Raw genomic sequence first — 15,348 nt, 5'->3', positions numbered from 1 at the left:
TGTGTTTGACAGGCATCGCGATCAACCGGGAGGCGTTCAGAAATGTATAAAAAACTCATCGCGTTAGGGTCGGCACTGGCAATCGGGGTGACAGCCTATTCTGCAGCCTCGATTGCGCAGCAGCCAGCCAACGCCGCAGCAGCAGTGGAGAAACCGGCGGAAGCTGCGCAAAGCACGCTGGCCGAGCAGTTGAAAATGCTGGAGAGCGGGATCGTTCCCACTTCCCCGTACGAAACAGTCCAAACATGGGCGAAAGCGGTCAAAATGCGAAACGGCGCCCTGCAATACGCGCTGTTTACCGAACAGGCGCGCTTGGGGCTAAAGACACCAATGGAGAGCTTCCATTGGGTGACGGGGACATCCAGCCCGTGGGTTGAGGGCTTTACGGTCACAAGCATAACAGAAGACAAAGCCGACAGCGGGCAAGCCCAGGCACAAGCGCAAACCAAAACGTTGAAATTCCAGGTCGATTTTGACCTGGTGACTTCCACAGGGAAGTTCGGCACAGACCGGGCCATCATCGGCGTGACGCAAAAAGGGGATCAATGGTTCATCGAAAGTGTCGCACCTGCATCGGAAAAGTCGGTAGGCATCTGGAATACGCCGGAATCGTTGAACGACCAAAACATCGAGAAAACATTCGAGACGATGAAAGCGTACGACAGCACGCTCGGCTACCGGATTCTTTTGCCGGAAAAAGCGATGAGCAAGCTGAAAATCGAGCAGTCCACCTGCGCGAACGAAGAAGGCAACCCGCCGTGCCTGAACTTTTTCTACAAGGATCCAGCAGCCAAAAAGGACGTGCTGCTCGCAACCGTCGTCCGTTTGAGCAAGGAGCAGGAAAAGCTGCCGTACTACCAGGAGCATCCTTTCCTCACCAAGCTCGGGGAGAACAAAGCGGGCGCATTTTACTCGCTCTATCCAAGCGAGCACCAGTATGCCGGAGCGGAAGATTCCGAGCAAGGCCGCGAATGGATGCAACTGCTTGAACTCTTGCAACAGCGAATCGGCAAATCCATCCAGCCGTAAATCGCCGCGCTTCTCGGGCCTATTCCCGTCGCCTCTGCTACTCAAGAGCCACCTGTGCCAATCGCAGGTGGCTCTTGACATTTTCGCGGAAAAAGGGGATAATAAAGTCAATAACAAAGTAAACTACTCGGAATACTATAAATAAAAGAGGTGAGTTCTTTGGAACGGACATTACATATTCCAAGCGATACAGTTACGTTGGCGGCAACGTTGCATGAGCCAGAGCAGGAAAACGGCAGAACGGTCGCAAAATACCCATTGGTTGTGATCTGCCACGGCTTTATCGGCAGTCGGATTGGCGTCAACCGCTTGTTTGTAAAGGCCGCCAGAGAACTCGCCGCGCACGGGTTTGGCGTATTGCGCTTCGACTACGGCGGCTGCGGGGAAAGCGACGGCGACTACGGGGCTGGCGGGCTGGATGTGCTTTTGAAGCAGACGCGTGACGTGCTCGATTACGCTGCAGGGCTGGAGCATGTCGACCAGGAGCGGATTACGCTGCTTGGGCACAGCCTTGGCGGAGCCGTTTCCGTTCTGACGGCAAGCCAGGACAAGCGGATTCACTCGCTCGCGCTGTGGGCTCCGGTAGCGCAGCCGTTTGACGACATTGTGCGGATTGTCGGGGAAAACGAGTACCAGGACGCGCTTGCATTAGGGACAACGGATCACAACGGCTATTTGCTCTCCGGGCGGTTTTTCCAATCGTTGAACGGAGCCCAGCCGCTGCGCCACGCCAAGCAGTTTGAGGGGGATGTCCTCATTTTGCACGGTAATCGCGACGATGTGATTCCTGTCGATGCGATGTTCCATTATGAGCGGGAGCTGCGTTTGCGCAGACGAGGCGCGTGCGAAACCGAAGTGATTGTAGGCGGGGACCACACGTTTTCATCTGCGGACAGCTACAGCAAGCTGATCGGCAACACCGTAAGCTGGCTGGGACGGCTGTGGGCGGAAAAAACAGTGGCAGTATAAAAAAGAAAGGGATGCCCTGACAAGCGGGCTATCCCTTTTTGCGTTTGATTTCTGCCAAAAGACCGCGGCAGCCAGCTTCCACCAGGTCGTAGACGTAGGAAAAGCGCCCTGTGTAGTACGGGTCTTCCACGTTTTGCTCCTGGACGGCGTGGGCAAAATCGAGCAGGCGGTACACTTTTTTGCCTGCGGGAGCCATTTTCATGAGCGCGGCCAAATTTTCGTCGTCCATGCATACGACGTAGTCGTACTCGGCAAAATCGTTGCGGGTAATCTGGCGGGCGCGCAGCGTGTCGCAGGCGATGCCTTTTTCGGTCAAAACTTTTTGCGTGCCTTTGTGCGGCGGCTCACCCGCGTGCCAGCCGCCAATTCCCGCCGAATCGATGGAAATGTCCCCGGCCAAGCCTTCCTGCTCCGCGAGATGGCGAAAAACGGCTTCCGCCATGGGGGAGCGGCAAATATTGCCGAGGCAGACAAACAGTACGCTTGTCATCGGTTTTCTCCTCCTCACTGTTTTGATCGGTTTGGGACGATCTTTCTATTTAGCTAGAATAGCACAAGAAGCTGTTTTTGAAAAAAACTGCCCGACGGCTAAAAAGCAGGCTGGTTTTCCGCGCCCGTACGTGTCCTGCTCGCAGTTCTTGCAAAAATCGCCTTGCTTTTGCTACAATAAGAGCCAGTTACCCCATGTTCGAATTGCATACGATACGTTTTCTAGGGTTCCGCGGTCAGGAGGCTGGCCGGACTGGACCGAGAGAAAACGCACGGCTGCGGCCGTGTACACGGAGGGATAAAAGCCCGGGAGAATATCTGAGACGGTATTCGCCCGCGGCTTTTTTTGCTTGTGTGAAAAAGGTGCTCCGGATGAGCCTGCGCGCAAGCTGCGCTTGGGGAACGATAGACAAAAGGAGGGATTGTGGTGGGAAAGAACTGGCTTTTGGTTGTGGCCGCTGCAATGTTTGAGGTGATGTGGGTAGCGGGCTTGAAGCACGCCGACAGTTTTTGGGAGTGGCTGCTGACCGTTGTCGCGATTCTGGTCAGCTTCGCGGTATTGATCTATTCGGGCAAGCGGCTGCCGACGAGCACGGTGTACGCCGTCTTTGTCGGACTGGGAACAGCGGGTACGGTGATCGTCGAGATGGCCGTTTTTCAGGAGCCGTTCAGTTGGGCCAAGGTAGGGCTGATCGCTCTGCTGCTCGTCGGCATTATCGGGTTGAAGCTGGTCACGCATGAGCATGAGGGAGATGCGCACAAGGAGGGGGAAGTCGCATGACATGGGTGTCCCTGATCTTGGCCGGACTGTTTGAGGTAGTTGGTGTCATGGGGATTTCGCAGGTGAATCAGAAGCCGTCCCTGCGCTCCTGGGCGGTGCTGCTCGGCGGATTTTCGCTCAGCTTTCTCTTGCTGTCTGTGGCGATGCGCGAGATTCCGATGGGGACGGCGTATGCGGTCTGGACGGGCATCGGCACGGTGGGAAGCGCCCTCGTAGGCATGCTGTTTTACGGAGAACCAAAAGACGGGCTGCGGCTGTTGTTCATCGGGCTGGTCATCGTGTCGGTGGCAGGTTTGAAGCTGCTGGCGTAAAGGCACGGCTGCTATCGAAACAGATGGCTCCTGGAGAGCTGCTGCCCGGAAGCGGCGCCGCACTGTTGATTCGGCCAACGGCGCTTGTTTTCATTTTTTTCCTTTTTTTGAAAAGGGACGATGGTTCTTCGTGGGGAATAGTAAACAAGAACAGGATTTTTTTCGAGGGGGATACATGGCAGCATGGGCTCTTTTTGGGCAACGTTAAAAAAAGGAAACACATCTTCGGCTACGGCCGCCTTGGGCAATATGGGCCTGGCGATTGTCAAAGGGGTCGCCGCTGCGTACAGCGGCAGCGGGGCCATGTTTGCGTCGGCGATGCACTCGATTGCCGATGCGGTGAACCAGGGCTTCGTCTTTTTCGGCAGCGTGCTGGCGGAGAAAAAGCCGACGCCGCGGTTTCCGACCGGATTTGGCCGCGTTATCAACCTGTTTTGCATGATCGCGGTCATCGTCGTGACGATCATGGCGTACGAAACGATCATGGAAGGCTTCCATCTGCTCAAGGAGCCTGCGCATTCCAGTCACTTCTGGCTTAATTTTATCATTTTGTTCCTGGCGATTGTCGTCGACGGCTACGTGCTGGTCAAAGCGATGAAAGAGATCGTCCACGAAACCCGTGTCGACGCGAAGGGCTGGGCGATCGTCCCCGCTGCTTTTCGCCATGTGGGACGGGCGGCGCCGCCGACGCGCCTCGTCTTTTACGAGGACATCGTGGCTACGACAGGCGCGCTATTGGCCTTGATCGCGGTCATTGTCACGCAGTTTACGACATTTGCCCTCCTGGACGGCATCGCGACGATCCTGATTGGCATTTTGATGGTCGGCGTAGCGTTCAAGGTCGGGTACGACAACATGGTCGGACTGATCGGGGTAGCGGCTCCGAAAGAAGTGGAGGACCGGGTTGCCGCGATCATTTTTGCCGATCCGGATGTGGTCGATATCAACCGGCTGCGGATCGTCCAGGAAGGGCGGTTTTACCATGTGGAGTGCTACGTGGAGCTGCGGACGGGCCTGACGCTGGCGGTAGCGGACGACATCAAATACCGCATCAGGGACAGCCTGCTGACCGATCCGGACATCAGCGACGTGACGATGGGCATTCTGGAGGACAACGGCGTAAGCGACTGGGAGCGGCCGAACATCCTCGAAACAACCTGACCCCGGCGAATTAACAGGAAAAAAAGCCCCTCACCTTATGCTGCAAGGTGAGGGGCTTTCGCTATTGATTGCGATGCGCAGGCGATCAGGAGACGGTCAAAAGCTCTTCCGGCTGCTGTGCTTCATCGCTTTTGATCGGCGTAATCAGCACGCGCGTGACGCGGTGATTATCCATCTGCTTGACGGTGAACAAATGGCCTTCCCATTCTACCGTAGCGCCCACCGCGATATCTTCTTCCAGTTGGCTGTACAGCCAGCCGCCGATCGTGTCCACGTCTTCCGATTCCAGTTCGAACGGAAGGTGGTCGTTCAAGTCAGCGAGCGTCAGCATGCCGGATACGGAGAGGCCGTTTTCCAGCTTTTCGATCTCCGGTCTTTCCTCGTCGAACTCGTCCTGGATATCGCCGACGATTTCTTCCAAAATATCTTCCATGGTCACCAGTCCGGCTGTACCGCCGTACTCGTCGATGACAATCGCGAGCTGCGAGCGTTTTTTCTGCATCAGGCGCAGGACCGTACTGATTTCCATCGTTTCCGGAACAGTCAGAACCGGGCGGAGCAGCGAATCCAGCTCGACATGCCCGTCTTGCAGGGCCGCGAGGTAAAAGTCGGTCGCGTGGACAAAGCCGATGATATTGTCTTTGTCATCATCCGCTACAGGGAAACGGGTGTGTCGCTGGGTGCGGATGATCTCCAGGTTTTCTTCAAAGGTGTTCGTGCTATATAAGCAAACCATGTCGATGCGCGGGATCATCGTCTCCCGGGCAAGGGTTTCGGAAAAGTCGAAAACGTGTTCCACCAGCGCCAGCTCGGTTTGGTCGATATGGCCGCTTTGGTGGCTCTGGTTGACGAGAATGCGAATTTCTTCTTCCGTGTGAGCCGCTTCATGCTCCGAAATAGCTTCGAGGCCAAAGCGTTTCATCAGGGCGTTGGCTGTTCCGTTCAAAAACCAGATCGCCGGGTAAAGCAATTTATAGAAAAACATCAATGGCGCGGCAACCCACAGCGAAGTCACTTCTGCTTTTTGAATGGCCAATGATTTCGGCGCCAGTTCACCCAGGACAATGTGCAGGAAGGTAATGATCGCAAACGCTATCCCAAAAGAGATCGCAGAAATCAGATAGTCAGGCATCCCTGTTGAACCGAGCAGCGGTTCGACAATCATGTGGGCGATAGCCGGTTCCCCGACCCACCCCAGTCCGAGCGAGGCGAGAGTGATCCCGACCTGACAAGCAGACAGGTAGCCATCCAGCTTTTGCGTTACTTTTTGGGCGTAAACAGCGCGTTTGTTTCCTTCATTCACCATTTGCGTCAGGCGCGTTTGCCGCACCTTGACGAGAGCGAACTCAGCGGCGACGAAAAAGCCGTTGAGAAAAACAAGAAATATGACAAGCAGCAGGTTGAGCACTATCGGGACGGTGTCCAAGTAAAAAGTCATCCTCTCTGGAATATTATGAATGTACGCTTCTATTTTACTCTGTTTGGCGACAACTCTCAAAAGCGATAAATCACCGTAGCAGCCGTTTCTGACCCCTTGCTGGGGAAGAGCGACCTTCAGGTATCCATAGCGCACGATTTTGCGCCCACAGAAGGCCGCAGAAGGTCACAGATGGTCAAACTGTCCGCTCCAGGCAGGCGGGACCGAGGCGAAAAAGCCCGCGCTACCTGTGCAAAATCTGCTGTCCGTAGACGAAGAAGGCCGACAGGACAGCGGCCAGGCCGAGGTAGGCAGCCAGCACTTTCCACTTGGTTGCCGCCGGTGCTACATAGTACGTCGTCAGCCGATGCATTTGCTCTTCGACTTCCGTCAGCCGCTGACGAGCCATTTGCTCTGCTTCGCGCAGCAATTCGGAAGGGGCAGGGCGCAGCGGGTCCGAGTCGATGAAGAGAATCGGCTCGCGCTCCCATTGCTTGAACAGTTCCCATTTTCTGTTCATGTACACCTTGTCCAGACGCTTCCGGTCGCGGATGAGGCGTTTTTCGTCCTGGAGAAAAGGGACGAGGAAGCCTTTGTCCGGCTCTGCCTGGTTGAGCGCGGTGACCTCTTCGTTCAGGCGAACGCGCGTGTCCCAGGTCGTTTCCAGCTCGGGCCATTGGGCGATGCTCTGCAAAAAGTCGGCGATTTTGTCCCGCTCGTACTGGAGCACCTGGTGCTGGTAGCTTTCCCGCAGCCGACTCCACCACGTAATCAGGCCGATGATGAAGATGAGCACCATGATAGGCCCCGGATTGGCAAACAGCATGATCCCCAGTCCGACCAGCCCGAAGAACCAGATTTTTGTGGACAGCACAGAGACGATCCGCCCGCCATCGAGCGGAGAGACAGGCAGCAAATTGAACAGGTTGAGCAGGGCGCCGAGGTAAATGACCAATGCCCAGAACGGGTCCTGCGTCCACCAGTACAGCGGCAGGGCAGGCAAAAAGGCAATCATGCCGGCAAGCGGTCCGCCGTAAGCGAGATAGGCCTCTGTTTTGGCATCGCGCGGCATGTCTTTCATGGATATAAAAGCACCCGCAAACGGGATGAAGACGGCTGGCGAAGTCGCGATGCCTTTTCGTTTGGCAGCGATGACGTGCCCCATTTCATGGACGAAGATCAGGTAGACGAGCGCCACGGCGAACTTCCAGCCGTAAAACATGGCGTACGCCCACAGGCTGATGACCATTGACAACAAGGTCGTGCCGAATTTGGAAAACTTCAGGATGCCGATTAACCATTTGAAATTGGCCAGCAAAAAAGCACCGATGGCCAAGAGGACCGAACGACTTTTTTTCATCAAAAGCTCCTCCCATACGTCATGGCAGTCTTTCTTTCATACGGACGACGCCCGGGAAAGTTTCTACTGGCCTTCCAGGCGCGGATTCGCGAAGCGAAAGCCGTACTCTCCGTATGTAGGATCAAAGCCGAGCTGTCCGCCGTCGAAAAACCAGAAATCGGTCGGCCGGATCACAAAGCGCAAGCCTTCCACTTCGAAAACGGCGTCACCAGGCATGGCCTCGTCTTTTTCAATCGCATAAAACAGTCCGCCCGTTCCGGGTCCGCTTGTCCGTACGTACAGCCGCAGCGTATCGCCCGGTCGAAATTCCGCATAGCGCTGGTAGGCGAGAGAGAATGCGGGCTCTATCGCAAGTGTGATGCTCATGGGCAAGCTCCTTTCCATCGTTTCAAGCCCATTGTAACACACAAACCAAAAACGCCCATTCGGTTGGCCTGTCTTTTCCGAATGGGCGGTCTTTTTTACGGACAGCGGTTAATCCTTGCCTTTGCTGACGTCTTTCGTCGGATGCATGAAGCGGGCATTGCCTATGGGTCTGTCCTCCAAAAGCTCCTTGTTTTCGTAGGAGTTCCAGCCGATGTCGTTGGTCGGGTGCACCCATTGGTCGCCTGCCATGATCGAAGGGTCGGTGTCAGTGTTCCAGTTGTTCAACGGGGATTCTTTGGATTCGTACTGGCTGTCTCCGATCACCACACCAAACTCGTTGACAAAAGGTCGCTGGATCGTGCGGGACGATTTTTTGAAGTCAGGCGCGCTGATCTGATGCGGCAAGGTTCCATCGAGGGAAATATCCTTCGTCTTCTCGTTGTTTTTCTGGTCGTTGTCCATTCGTTGGACCTCCTTTATCCACACAGCCGTATGTTTGCCAGCGAGGCATGCTCGCTTTTAGCATGCATCAGTCGCATTTCCCTTATACGGCGAGCAGCGCGCAAGCATGGCCGCGACCCAAGCCCAGCCCAAGTTGCCGCCACCTGCATATGCTACAAAAAGGGGGAGATTCGATGCTGACCAGTGTCGTTATTCCTGCCAAAAACGCAGACGATCAACTGTTGTACACGTTGTTCGGCTTCAACCTGCAATACTGCGCCTTCGAGGCGTTCGAGGTGATCGTGCTGGACAACACCTCAACGGATGCGACGAGGGAAAAGCTGTCCCGGTTTACCGCTCATTTTCCGCTGAACTACGTGCAGTTTCGGGCCAAAAAACCGCTTGCCCACCTGCTGAACACAGGGATACAGTTGGCGCGCGGCGAGCTGATCGTCTTCCTCGCTGCCCAGATGATCGTACCCCGCAGCTTCATCGGCGTGCATCAGCAGGCACATGAAAAAGCGAGCCACCTGGTCTTGCTCGGGCAGGATCGAAAACGAATCTATTCGGTGTATGAGCCGGGCTTCAGCGCGACACAGCATGCGGAGTGCCAGCTCTGGCTGGAGCAATACCCGCATGTGAAGCGGCCGCATACGCTTGTGGAAACAGTCCCTTTGCTGGAAGAGAGCCAGATTGTAAACGGCTTGCCATTTCACATCGGCTTGCCCTGTCCAATCGCGCAGAAGCGGCTGGCCGCCCGGGAGAAATACGGGGCGAAGCTGGCGCGGCACCGCTCGCCGTGGACGCTGTTTGACACCCAGCACGTCTCGCTGCGGCGGGAAAGCCTGCAAAAAGCAGGACTTTTTCGCGAGCTGCCGCGGATTGAGATGGAGCGCGATCTCGGAAAACGTTTGTTAAAAAATGGCTGCCAATTCCAGTTGGACGATAAGCTGACGCTATTGAAGCAGGAGTGTGTGCAAAAAAGACTGGGCGCAAGCAGCCAGCCGACGAAAAAAAACCGCCGGGCATGACCATAGCCCCGGCGGTTTACTTTGTGCCTAACGGTTTTCTTTTAACCGCTCTTGTGGTTCACTATTAATGGAACCGTTGGAACGGACGGCTTCAGACTGGGCTTTTGGGCCACGAATTTCTGCGGTTTTTCCAAAGTCTTTTGCTTTATTGCGTACCATGTCTCGTCCTCCTCTTCATGCGAAGCGTAAAAATAGTATGACCCAAAAGGCGCTGGAGAATGGGCGTGAATTCGATAGGGAAAGGATGGCAGCTCACATGGCGAAGAAAAAACAAAAACAGCAACCACAACGTCAAAACCTGGATACAGCGACAGAAGCGAAATCTTCTCTCGGTAGCCTGAAGGATATGGTGAATGCGGATGCATTGGCCAAGCTGAAGCAGTTGGAAAAAGAAATGAAGTCCGAAAGCGAGCGCAAGGCGAAGGAAGCGGCCGAGCAAAAGCGCCGCGAGCAGGAAGAGCGCGAGCGCAACAAAAGCTTTGCGGAACTGCTGGCCGACTACGACAAAAAAGGCGGAGGCAAGTACAGTTGATGCGTGATGGACGGCAGACGGAGAGGCCGGATACGTCGAAAAACGGCCTGATGAAAAAACGGCAGCTCGCTCTCAAGGATGAGTCGATCAAGCAGCGCGGCCAGCAAGTCCTTGGCCGGTTAGGGAAAAAGCAGCCCAAGGAGTGATTTTTTTCCCTCCTTCCCCATATAGCTAGGAGAGGGGAAAGGAGGGAGACCATGGGGACAATCCTGCTCCTGCTCAGTCTCCTTTGTGTAGCTGTAGGCACCTGGAAGCTGAGCGGTATCTACAAGGCAGACAAGACGGACAGCAAAACGCTCTGGTGGACAGTCGCGAGTGTCGGGATTGCGCTTTTTTTTCTTTTGAAGCTGATGACTGATACGTTTCCAACATAAACATGCACCTGTGGCTCAAGCTGCACAGGTGCATGTTTTTTGTTGCTGAAATTATTCGTAGCGAAGCGCTTCGATCGGGTCCAGCTTGGCGGCCTTGTTGGCCGGATACAGGCCGAAAAAGATGCCGATTGCGCTGGAGAAGCCAAAGGCGATGAACACGCTGTTCCAGGACAGAAGCGGCGGCAGATTGGCAAACTGCGCAATCAGGGCGGCGATGCCCAGTCCGAACAGGACCCCGATCAAGCCGCCGATCAGGCAGACGATGACGGATTCGATCAGAAACTGGATCAAAATGTCGCTGCGCCTTGCCCCGAGCGCCTTGCGAATCCCGATTTCCCGCGTGCGCTCTGTGACGGAAACGAGCATGATGTTCATGACGCCGACCCCGCCGACGACGAGCGAGATTCCGGCGATGACGCTGAAGATCAGTGTCAATGTGCCTGTCAACTGGTTGAACTGATCGACCGATTCCTGCATGCTGCGCACCATGTAGTGGTCTTGTTTTTGATGCTTGCGGGTCAAATACTGCTTGACTTGCTGCATGGCAGGGTCGACAGACGGCTTGTCCACGGCTTTGCCCATGAACATCTGGACGGATGGCTCTTCCTGCAGGCTGTGGTAATAACGGATGGGGACAACCGCGCCAAACGTCTCTGCTCCCATGTCAAACTTGAACTTTTCCTCTGTGTACGTACCGATGACGACGAGCGAGTTGTTGCCCCAGCGCACGCGCTGGCCGATCGGGTTCATCTGGCCGAACAGCTTTTCGCCGAGCTTGTCCTCCAGCACGACGACGGCGCGCTGCTCCTTGTCATCCGCGCTGTTGAACAGGCGTCCTTTGGCCACTTTCATCGTCTTCTGCATGGCAAAGTAGTCGGGGGTGCTGGCGGTCAGGTTGACCCGCTCTTCTTTTTTCGGGCCTTTCAGTTCGATTGTATTGGAGTTGTACGGGACGATGTACTCGATTGCCGGGCTGATTCGGCTGAGTACCTCGGCGTCCTCGATGGTCAGGTCGTCTGCGGCTATCTCTTCCTTCGTATCCCAGTTGATGAAGACGTTGAACGTGTTCTGGCCGAATTTTTCCATCTCGTCGTTAATCGCTTTTTGTCCGCCTTCGCCAAGTGTCGTTACGGCGATGACGGAGGTGATGCCGATGATGATGCCGAGCATGGTCAGGCAGGAACGCATTTTGTTCGCCCAGATGCCTTCCAGGGCGGTGTAAAAGCTCTCCATAAAATTCATGTGACAATCACCTCGTCAGACGGGGTAGAGAAAATTCGTTCCTCGACCCGTTCGTCGCGGACGATGACGCCGTCCTTGAAGGTGACGATCCGTTCGGCGTGCTGGGCGATGTCCAGTTCGTGCGTGACGAGAATGATCGTGACGCCCTGGGCGTGCAGCTCCTGGAACATCGCCATGATCTCGACGCCGGAGCGGCTGTCCAGGTTCCCTGTCGGTTCGTCGGCCAACAGGATGGCGGGTCGATTGACCAGCGCTCTGGCGATGGCGACCCGCTGCTTTTGTCCGCCGGAAAGCTGTGTCGGCTTGTGGTTCATGCGCTCAGCAAGCCCGACTCGCTTCAGCGCTTCGGTGGCGCGACTGCGTCTTTCCGAGCGGCTGATGTTGGCGTACATCATCGGCAGCTCCACGTTGTGCAAAGAAGTGGAGCGCGCGAGCAGATTGAACGATTGAAAAACGAAGCCGATTTTTTGATTGCGAACATAGGCGAGCTGCTTGTCCTTGAGGCTGCTGACCTCGATGCCGTCGAGAATGTACGTCCCCGAGTCCGGACGATCCAGGCAGCCCAGCATGTTCATGAACGTCGATTTCCCTGATCCCGATGGTCCCATGATGGCGACAAATTCGCCTTTTTCCACTAGCAGGGAGACGCCTTTCAGGATCGGGAGGGTAGTATCGCCTGTCTTGTATGATTTCGTCAAGCCTTCTACCTGAAGCATTGTCGGCTGACCTCCTTTTTACGTGGAACGCGTCCAGTCGTTACATGCCCAGCGCAGCAGCACCGCCGCTTATCGGCATGACCGCAGCTCCTTCGCTCAGAGCGTCGACAGGTCCCAAAATGATTTGTTCGTCTCCTGACAGTCCCGACTTGATGTGGGAGAACAGCTCATTTTCTGTGCCTGTAACGACTTTTTGCTTCTTGGCGATGCCGTCAGCGGAGATCCATATGAAGGTGCTGCCATCGGCGTCCTGCTGAACGGACTCGATGGGAACTTGCAGGGCGTTTTCGATTTTTTCCACCATGATGTTGATGTCCACGTGGAAGCCTGGCTTCAGTGCGCTCAAATCGCCCTGCGGCTTGAGGATGACTTTGACGCGCGTTTTTTCGCCTTGGCCCGAACTGCTTTGCGTAGTGGTCGCGATCGGCGCGATCCGGGTAATTTGGGCGTTCAGCAGTTGCTTGCCCAGCGTAATTCCTTCAATCGTCGCGGACTGGCCGATTTTCAGTTTGCCGACGTCCGACTCGTTAATATCAGCCTGAATGAGCAGGTTGTTCAGGTTGGCCAGCGTCAAAATTTCCGTGCCTTTGCTGACGTATTGGCCGTTCTCGGCCGCCACGCCAATGACTGTTCCGTCCATCGGCGCGACGAGGACGCTTTGCACGCGCTCTTTTTCCAACTGGCTGCGCTCTACGGCCAGCTTGTTGATTTGCGCCTGCTGGGCGGCGATGTCTTCCTTGCGCGGCCCTTTTTGCTTGAGGGCAAACTGTTGCTTCGTGACATTCAGGGAAGACTGGGCGTTGTCCAAAACAGATTTGGCCTTGTCCAACTCTTGCTGCGTGGAAGCCCCCGAAGCGAACAGTTGCTGGATCCGATCGTACTCGCGTTTGGCTGCGTCGTATTCGCGCTGGGCCTGATTGACCCGCTCGCGCTCCTGCGCCACTTCTTCCGGCTCTGCCCCGATCTGGGCTTTTGCCAGATTGGCTTTGGCTACTTCCATTTGCGCTTCCAGATCAAGCAGTCTGCCGTCGACATCCGAGGTGTCGATTTTTGCGATGACCTGGCCTTTCTTGACCTTGTCGCCTTCCTTCACCACAAACTCGCGCAAGGTTCCGGTTACGTTGGCATACTGCTTTTGCTTGTCCTCTACCGTGACGATCCCCGAGGTCAAAATTTTGCTCTCCAGGACTGACTTGGTCGGAGCCCCGATGTTTACCGGCATGCCCATGGCTTGCTGAGAGCCCATCATGTTGATTCCGACGAAGCCCGCACCGAGCAGGACGACCACGGAACCGATGATCCACCACCGTTTTTTCATGTTCATTTCTCCTTGCTGTTAGGAACCGTATTATTTCTTTGCTCGGTGAAGTCTTACGCCAGGTCTGGAAAAAGGTAACACTTGTGGCGAATTGTTCACGATTTGCTCACATTTTGTGATGTTTTGACGGAAAGCAACTTTCTGGCTTTTGGCGTGATAAGATAAGAAAATAGATGACGTTCCTTGGGAGGGGAGCCATGAACCAAGCGATTCGATTTGATTACTCTAATGCACGCGCCTTTGTGAGACAGCATGAGTGGGAGCAGCTTGCCCCGGCGATCGGGCAGGCGCATGAGATGTTGCACAAAAGAACGGGTCCAGGCAGAGACTATCTCGGTTGGGTTGATTGGCCGCAGAGGTACGACCGCGCTGAATTTGAGCGGATTCGCCAGGCGGCGGCGCGTATCCAGGCTGATTCGGATGTGCTTTTGGTAATTGGAATCGGGGGTTCATATTTAGGGGCGAAAGCTGTACTGGACATTTTGGGCCACAGCTTTTACAATTTGCTGCCGAAGTCGAAGCGGCGTTTTCCGGAAATTTATTTTGTCGGGAACAATATCAGCCCGGTTTATATCTCTCATCTGATGGACGTGCTCGAAGGAAAAGACGTGTCCATCAATGTCATCTCGAAGTCGGGCACGACGACAGAGCCCGCGATCGCTTTTCGGCTGCTGCGCACCTGGCTGGAGAACAAGTACGGCCGCGAGCAGGCGAAGAAGCGCATCTATGTTACGACGGACAAAACGCGCGGCGCCTTAAAAAGACTCGCGGAGGACGAAGGGTACGAAAGCTTCGTCATTCCGGACGATATCGGCGGACGTTTTTCCGTCCTGACCGCAGTCGGACTGTTGCCAATCGCAGTGAGCGGGGCCGATCTGGACGCGCTGATGAAGGGCGCGCAAGACGCGAGCGAGCGCTACATGGTCATGGATTTGTACGAAAATCCGTGCTACCAGTATGCGGCGATTCGCAATGCGCTGTACCGCAAAGGTAAAACCGTGGAGCTTCTGGTCAGCTACGAGCCGCAGTTCCGCTTTTTCGCGGAGTGGTGGAAGCAGCTTTTCGGGGAGTCGGAAGGAAAAGACGGCAAAGGAATTTTTCCCGCGTCAGCCGAGTTTTCCACGGACCTGCACTCGTTGGGGCAGTACATACAGGACGGCATGCGGCAGTTGTTTGAAACGGTTGTTACGGTCAACAAGCCCGCCGTCGACGTGACCGTGCAGGAGGACCCGCTCGATGTGGACGGGTTGAACTTCCTGTCCGGCAAGCGGATGGGGTTTGTCAATAAAAAGGCTTTCGAGGGAACGGTACTGGCCCATGTAGATGGCGGCGTACCGAACCTGCTTGTGGAGATGCCAGAGGCGACAGCGTACCATCTCGGCGCCCTGATCTACTTTTTTGAAAAGGCGTGCGGGATCAGCGGCTATTTGCTAGGGGTCAACCCGTTCGATCAGCCCGGGGTGGAGGCGTACAAGGCCAACATGTTCGCCCTTCTGGGAAAACCTGGATTCGAGCAGCAGAAAGCGGAACTGGAGGCAAGATTGCGCGAGAACAAGACGTATTTGACTGTGGAGGAGACAGCGGCGTATTTGGAGCTTCCTGAAACGTTTATTTTGGAAAAAATTCATCAGGGCAAAATCCGCGCTCTCCACGACGGCAACGAGTACATCATCAACAAGGAGCAGTTCAATCACCATCTGGAGGAAATGCGCAAGCTTCGCGAGTTCGAGGAAGCGGCGCGTCACGAGACGGTTCCGGAAAGCTACGATGTGAAAGACGAGGATTAAGCTGAGGATGAAAGCGCAGACCAT

Annotated in this window: 19 protein-coding genes, 1 pseudogene and 1 riboswitch; of the genes and pseudogenes, 11 read left to right on the top strand and 9 right to left on the bottom strand. The window is 55.3% G+C overall.

From position 1 onward, the window contains the following. The first annotated feature begins 42 nt into the window (after positions 1-42). Together BA6348_RS24365 and BA6348_RS24360 are read left to right on the top strand one after the other, a co-directional pair. Complete coding sequence (locus BA6348_RS24365; protein WP_005829942.1) at positions 43-1,029, top strand: hypothetical protein; 987 nt, start codon at positions 43-45, stop codon at positions 1,027-1,029. Between the two features lie 159 nt (positions 1,030-1,188). Further along, complete coding sequence (locus BA6348_RS24360) at positions 1,189-1,998, top strand: alpha/beta hydrolase (RefSeq protein WP_007783439.1); 810 nt, start codon at positions 1,189-1,191, stop codon at positions 1,996-1,998. Positions 1,999-2,026: 28 nt separating this feature from the next. Here BA6348_RS24360 and BA6348_RS24355 read toward each other — a convergent pair whose 3' ends face one another. Beyond that, on the bottom strand, positions 2,027-2,488 hold the full coding sequence (locus BA6348_RS24355; RefSeq protein WP_005829946.1) for a low molecular weight protein-tyrosine-phosphatase: 462 nt from the start codon (positions 2,486-2,488) through the stop codon (positions 2,027-2,029). A 210-nt stretch (positions 2,489-2,698) separates the two neighbouring features. Further along, a riboswitch (guanidine-I (ykkC/yxkD leader) is annotated at positions 2,699-2,802 on the top strand. A gap of 112 nt (positions 2,803-2,914) precedes the next feature. On the opposite strand from BA6348_RS24355, the gene BA6348_RS24350 reads away from it, so the two are divergent. From BA6348_RS24350 to BA6348_RS24340, 3 genes are all read left to right on the top strand, one after another. Beyond that, positions 2,915-3,268 (top strand): DMT family transporter, encoded by a 354-nt coding sequence (locus BA6348_RS24350; RefSeq protein WP_005829948.1) that lies wholly within the window; start codon positions 2,915-2,917, stop codon positions 3,266-3,268. Beyond that, positions 3,265-3,579, top strand: a complete 315-nt coding sequence (locus BA6348_RS24345; protein ID WP_005829950.1) for a DMT family transporter — start codon at positions 3,265-3,267, stop codon at positions 3,577-3,579. The genes BA6348_RS24350 and BA6348_RS24345 overlap by 4 nt, the downstream gene beginning before the upstream one ends. Positions 3,580-3,762: 183 nt before the next feature. Next, the gene (locus BA6348_RS24340) at positions 3,763-4,740 is read left to right on the top strand and encodes a cation diffusion facilitator family transporter (protein ID WP_005829952.1); all 978 of its coding nucleotides are present in this window, start codon (positions 3,763-3,765) and stop codon (positions 4,738-4,740) included. 85 nt (positions 4,741-4,825) lie between these two features. Here BA6348_RS24340 and BA6348_RS24335 read toward each other — a convergent pair whose 3' ends face one another. From BA6348_RS24335 to BA6348_RS24320, 4 genes are all read right to left on the bottom strand, one after another. Further along, positions 4,826-6,166, bottom strand: coding sequence for a hemolysin family protein (locus BA6348_RS24335; RefSeq protein ID WP_005829954.1), 1,341 nt, complete (start codon positions 6,164-6,166; stop codon positions 4,826-4,828). 235 nt (positions 6,167-6,401) lie between these two features. Continuing rightward, the gene (locus BA6348_RS24330; RefSeq protein ID WP_005829956.1) at positions 6,402-7,517 is read right to left on the bottom strand and encodes a site-2 protease family protein; all 1,116 of its coding nucleotides are present in this window, start codon (positions 7,515-7,517) and stop codon (positions 6,402-6,404) included. A gap of 63 nt (positions 7,518-7,580) precedes the next feature. Further along, positions 7,581-7,883, bottom strand: coding sequence for an iron-sulfur cluster biosynthesis family protein (locus BA6348_RS24325; protein ID WP_005829958.1), 303 nt, complete (start codon positions 7,881-7,883; stop codon positions 7,581-7,583). A gap of 108 nt (positions 7,884-7,991) precedes the next feature. After that, on the bottom strand, positions 7,992-8,345 hold the full coding sequence (locus tag BA6348_RS24320) for a DUF3905 domain-containing protein (protein WP_026558224.1): 354 nt from the start codon (positions 8,343-8,345) through the stop codon (positions 7,992-7,994). 173 nt (positions 8,346-8,518) lie between these two features. On the opposite strand from BA6348_RS24320, the gene BA6348_RS24315 reads away from it, so the two are divergent. Continuing rightward, on the top strand, positions 8,519-9,355 hold the full coding sequence (locus BA6348_RS24315) for a glycosyltransferase family 2 protein (RefSeq protein WP_122952701.1): 837 nt from the start codon (positions 8,519-8,521) through the stop codon (positions 9,353-9,355). Between the two features lie 27 nt (positions 9,356-9,382). On the opposite strand, the gene sspK is transcribed toward BA6348_RS24315, so the two are convergent. Then, entirely contained in the window at positions 9,383-9,514 is a 132-nt protein-coding gene (gene sspK / locus BA6348_RS24310; protein ID WP_007783429.1) for a small acid-soluble spore protein K, read from the bottom strand. A 97-nt stretch (positions 9,515-9,611) separates the two neighbouring features. On the opposite strand from sspK, the gene BA6348_RS24305 reads away from it, so the two are divergent. The 3 genes from BA6348_RS24305 to BA6348_RS26940 are packed head-to-tail and all read left to right on the top strand — an operon-like array spanning position 9,612 to position 10,261. Continuing rightward, on the top strand, positions 9,612-9,887 hold the full coding sequence (locus BA6348_RS24305) for a YqkE family protein (protein ID WP_007783428.1): 276 nt from the start codon (positions 9,612-9,614) through the stop codon (positions 9,885-9,887). After that, the gene (locus BA6348_RS26945; RefSeq protein WP_155808584.1) at positions 9,884-10,033 is read left to right on the top strand and encodes a hypothetical protein; all 150 of its coding nucleotides are present in this window, start codon (positions 9,884-9,886) and stop codon (positions 10,031-10,033) included. The genes BA6348_RS24305 and BA6348_RS26945 overlap by 4 nt, the downstream gene beginning before the upstream one ends. Before the next feature lie 51 nt (positions 10,034-10,084). Then, positions 10,085-10,261 carry a hypothetical protein gene (locus tag BA6348_RS26940; protein WP_007783427.1) on the top strand — a complete coding sequence of 59 codons (177 nt, stop codon included), beginning with the start codon at positions 10,085-10,087 and terminating at the stop codon, positions 10,259-10,261. Positions 10,262-10,312: 51 nt separating this feature from the next. Here the strand turns inward: BA6348_RS26940 and BA6348_RS24300 are convergent, their stop codons facing one another. Genes BA6348_RS24300 through BA6348_RS24290 form a run of 3 tightly spaced genes read right to left on the bottom strand, consistent with a single transcriptional unit; the run spans position 10,313 to position 13,537 of the window. Continuing rightward, the gene (locus tag BA6348_RS24300; RefSeq protein WP_007783425.1) at positions 10,313-11,503 is read right to left on the bottom strand and encodes an ABC transporter permease; all 1,191 of its coding nucleotides are present in this window, start codon (positions 11,501-11,503) and stop codon (positions 10,313-10,315) included. Continuing rightward, positions 11,500-12,219 carry an ABC transporter ATP-binding protein gene (locus BA6348_RS24295; protein ID WP_007783421.1) on the bottom strand — a complete coding sequence of 240 codons (720 nt, stop codon included), beginning with the start codon at positions 12,217-12,219 and terminating at the stop codon, positions 11,500-11,502. The genes BA6348_RS24300 and BA6348_RS24295 overlap by 4 nt, the downstream gene beginning before the upstream one ends. A gap of 40 nt (positions 12,220-12,259) precedes the next feature. Continuing rightward, complete coding sequence (locus BA6348_RS24290; protein ID WP_122952700.1) at positions 12,260-13,537, bottom strand: efflux RND transporter periplasmic adaptor subunit; 1,278 nt, start codon at positions 13,535-13,537, stop codon at positions 12,260-12,262. Between the two features lie 197 nt (positions 13,538-13,734). On the opposite strand from BA6348_RS24290, the pseudogene BA6348_RS24285 reads away from it, so the two are divergent. After that, positions 13,735-15,084 (top strand): annotated as a pseudogene (locus BA6348_RS24285) (glucose-6-phosphate isomerase); the annotation flags it as partial. Positions 15,085-15,105: 21 nt separating this feature from the next. Further along, entirely contained in the window at positions 15,106-15,324 is a 219-nt protein-coding gene (locus BA6348_RS27890; protein WP_307723519.1) for an excisionase family DNA-binding protein, read from the top strand. The last annotated feature ends 24 nt before the right edge of the window (positions 15,325-15,348 follow it).

It is taken from the genome of Brevibacillus agri (genome assembly GCF_004117055.1).
Taxonomy (GTDB): Bacteria; Bacillota; Bacilli; order Brevibacillales; family Brevibacillaceae; genus Brevibacillus; species Brevibacillus agri.
The sequence above is the reverse complement of the archived record's forward strand: the minus strand, read 5'-3'. Positions and strand labels throughout refer to the sequence as shown.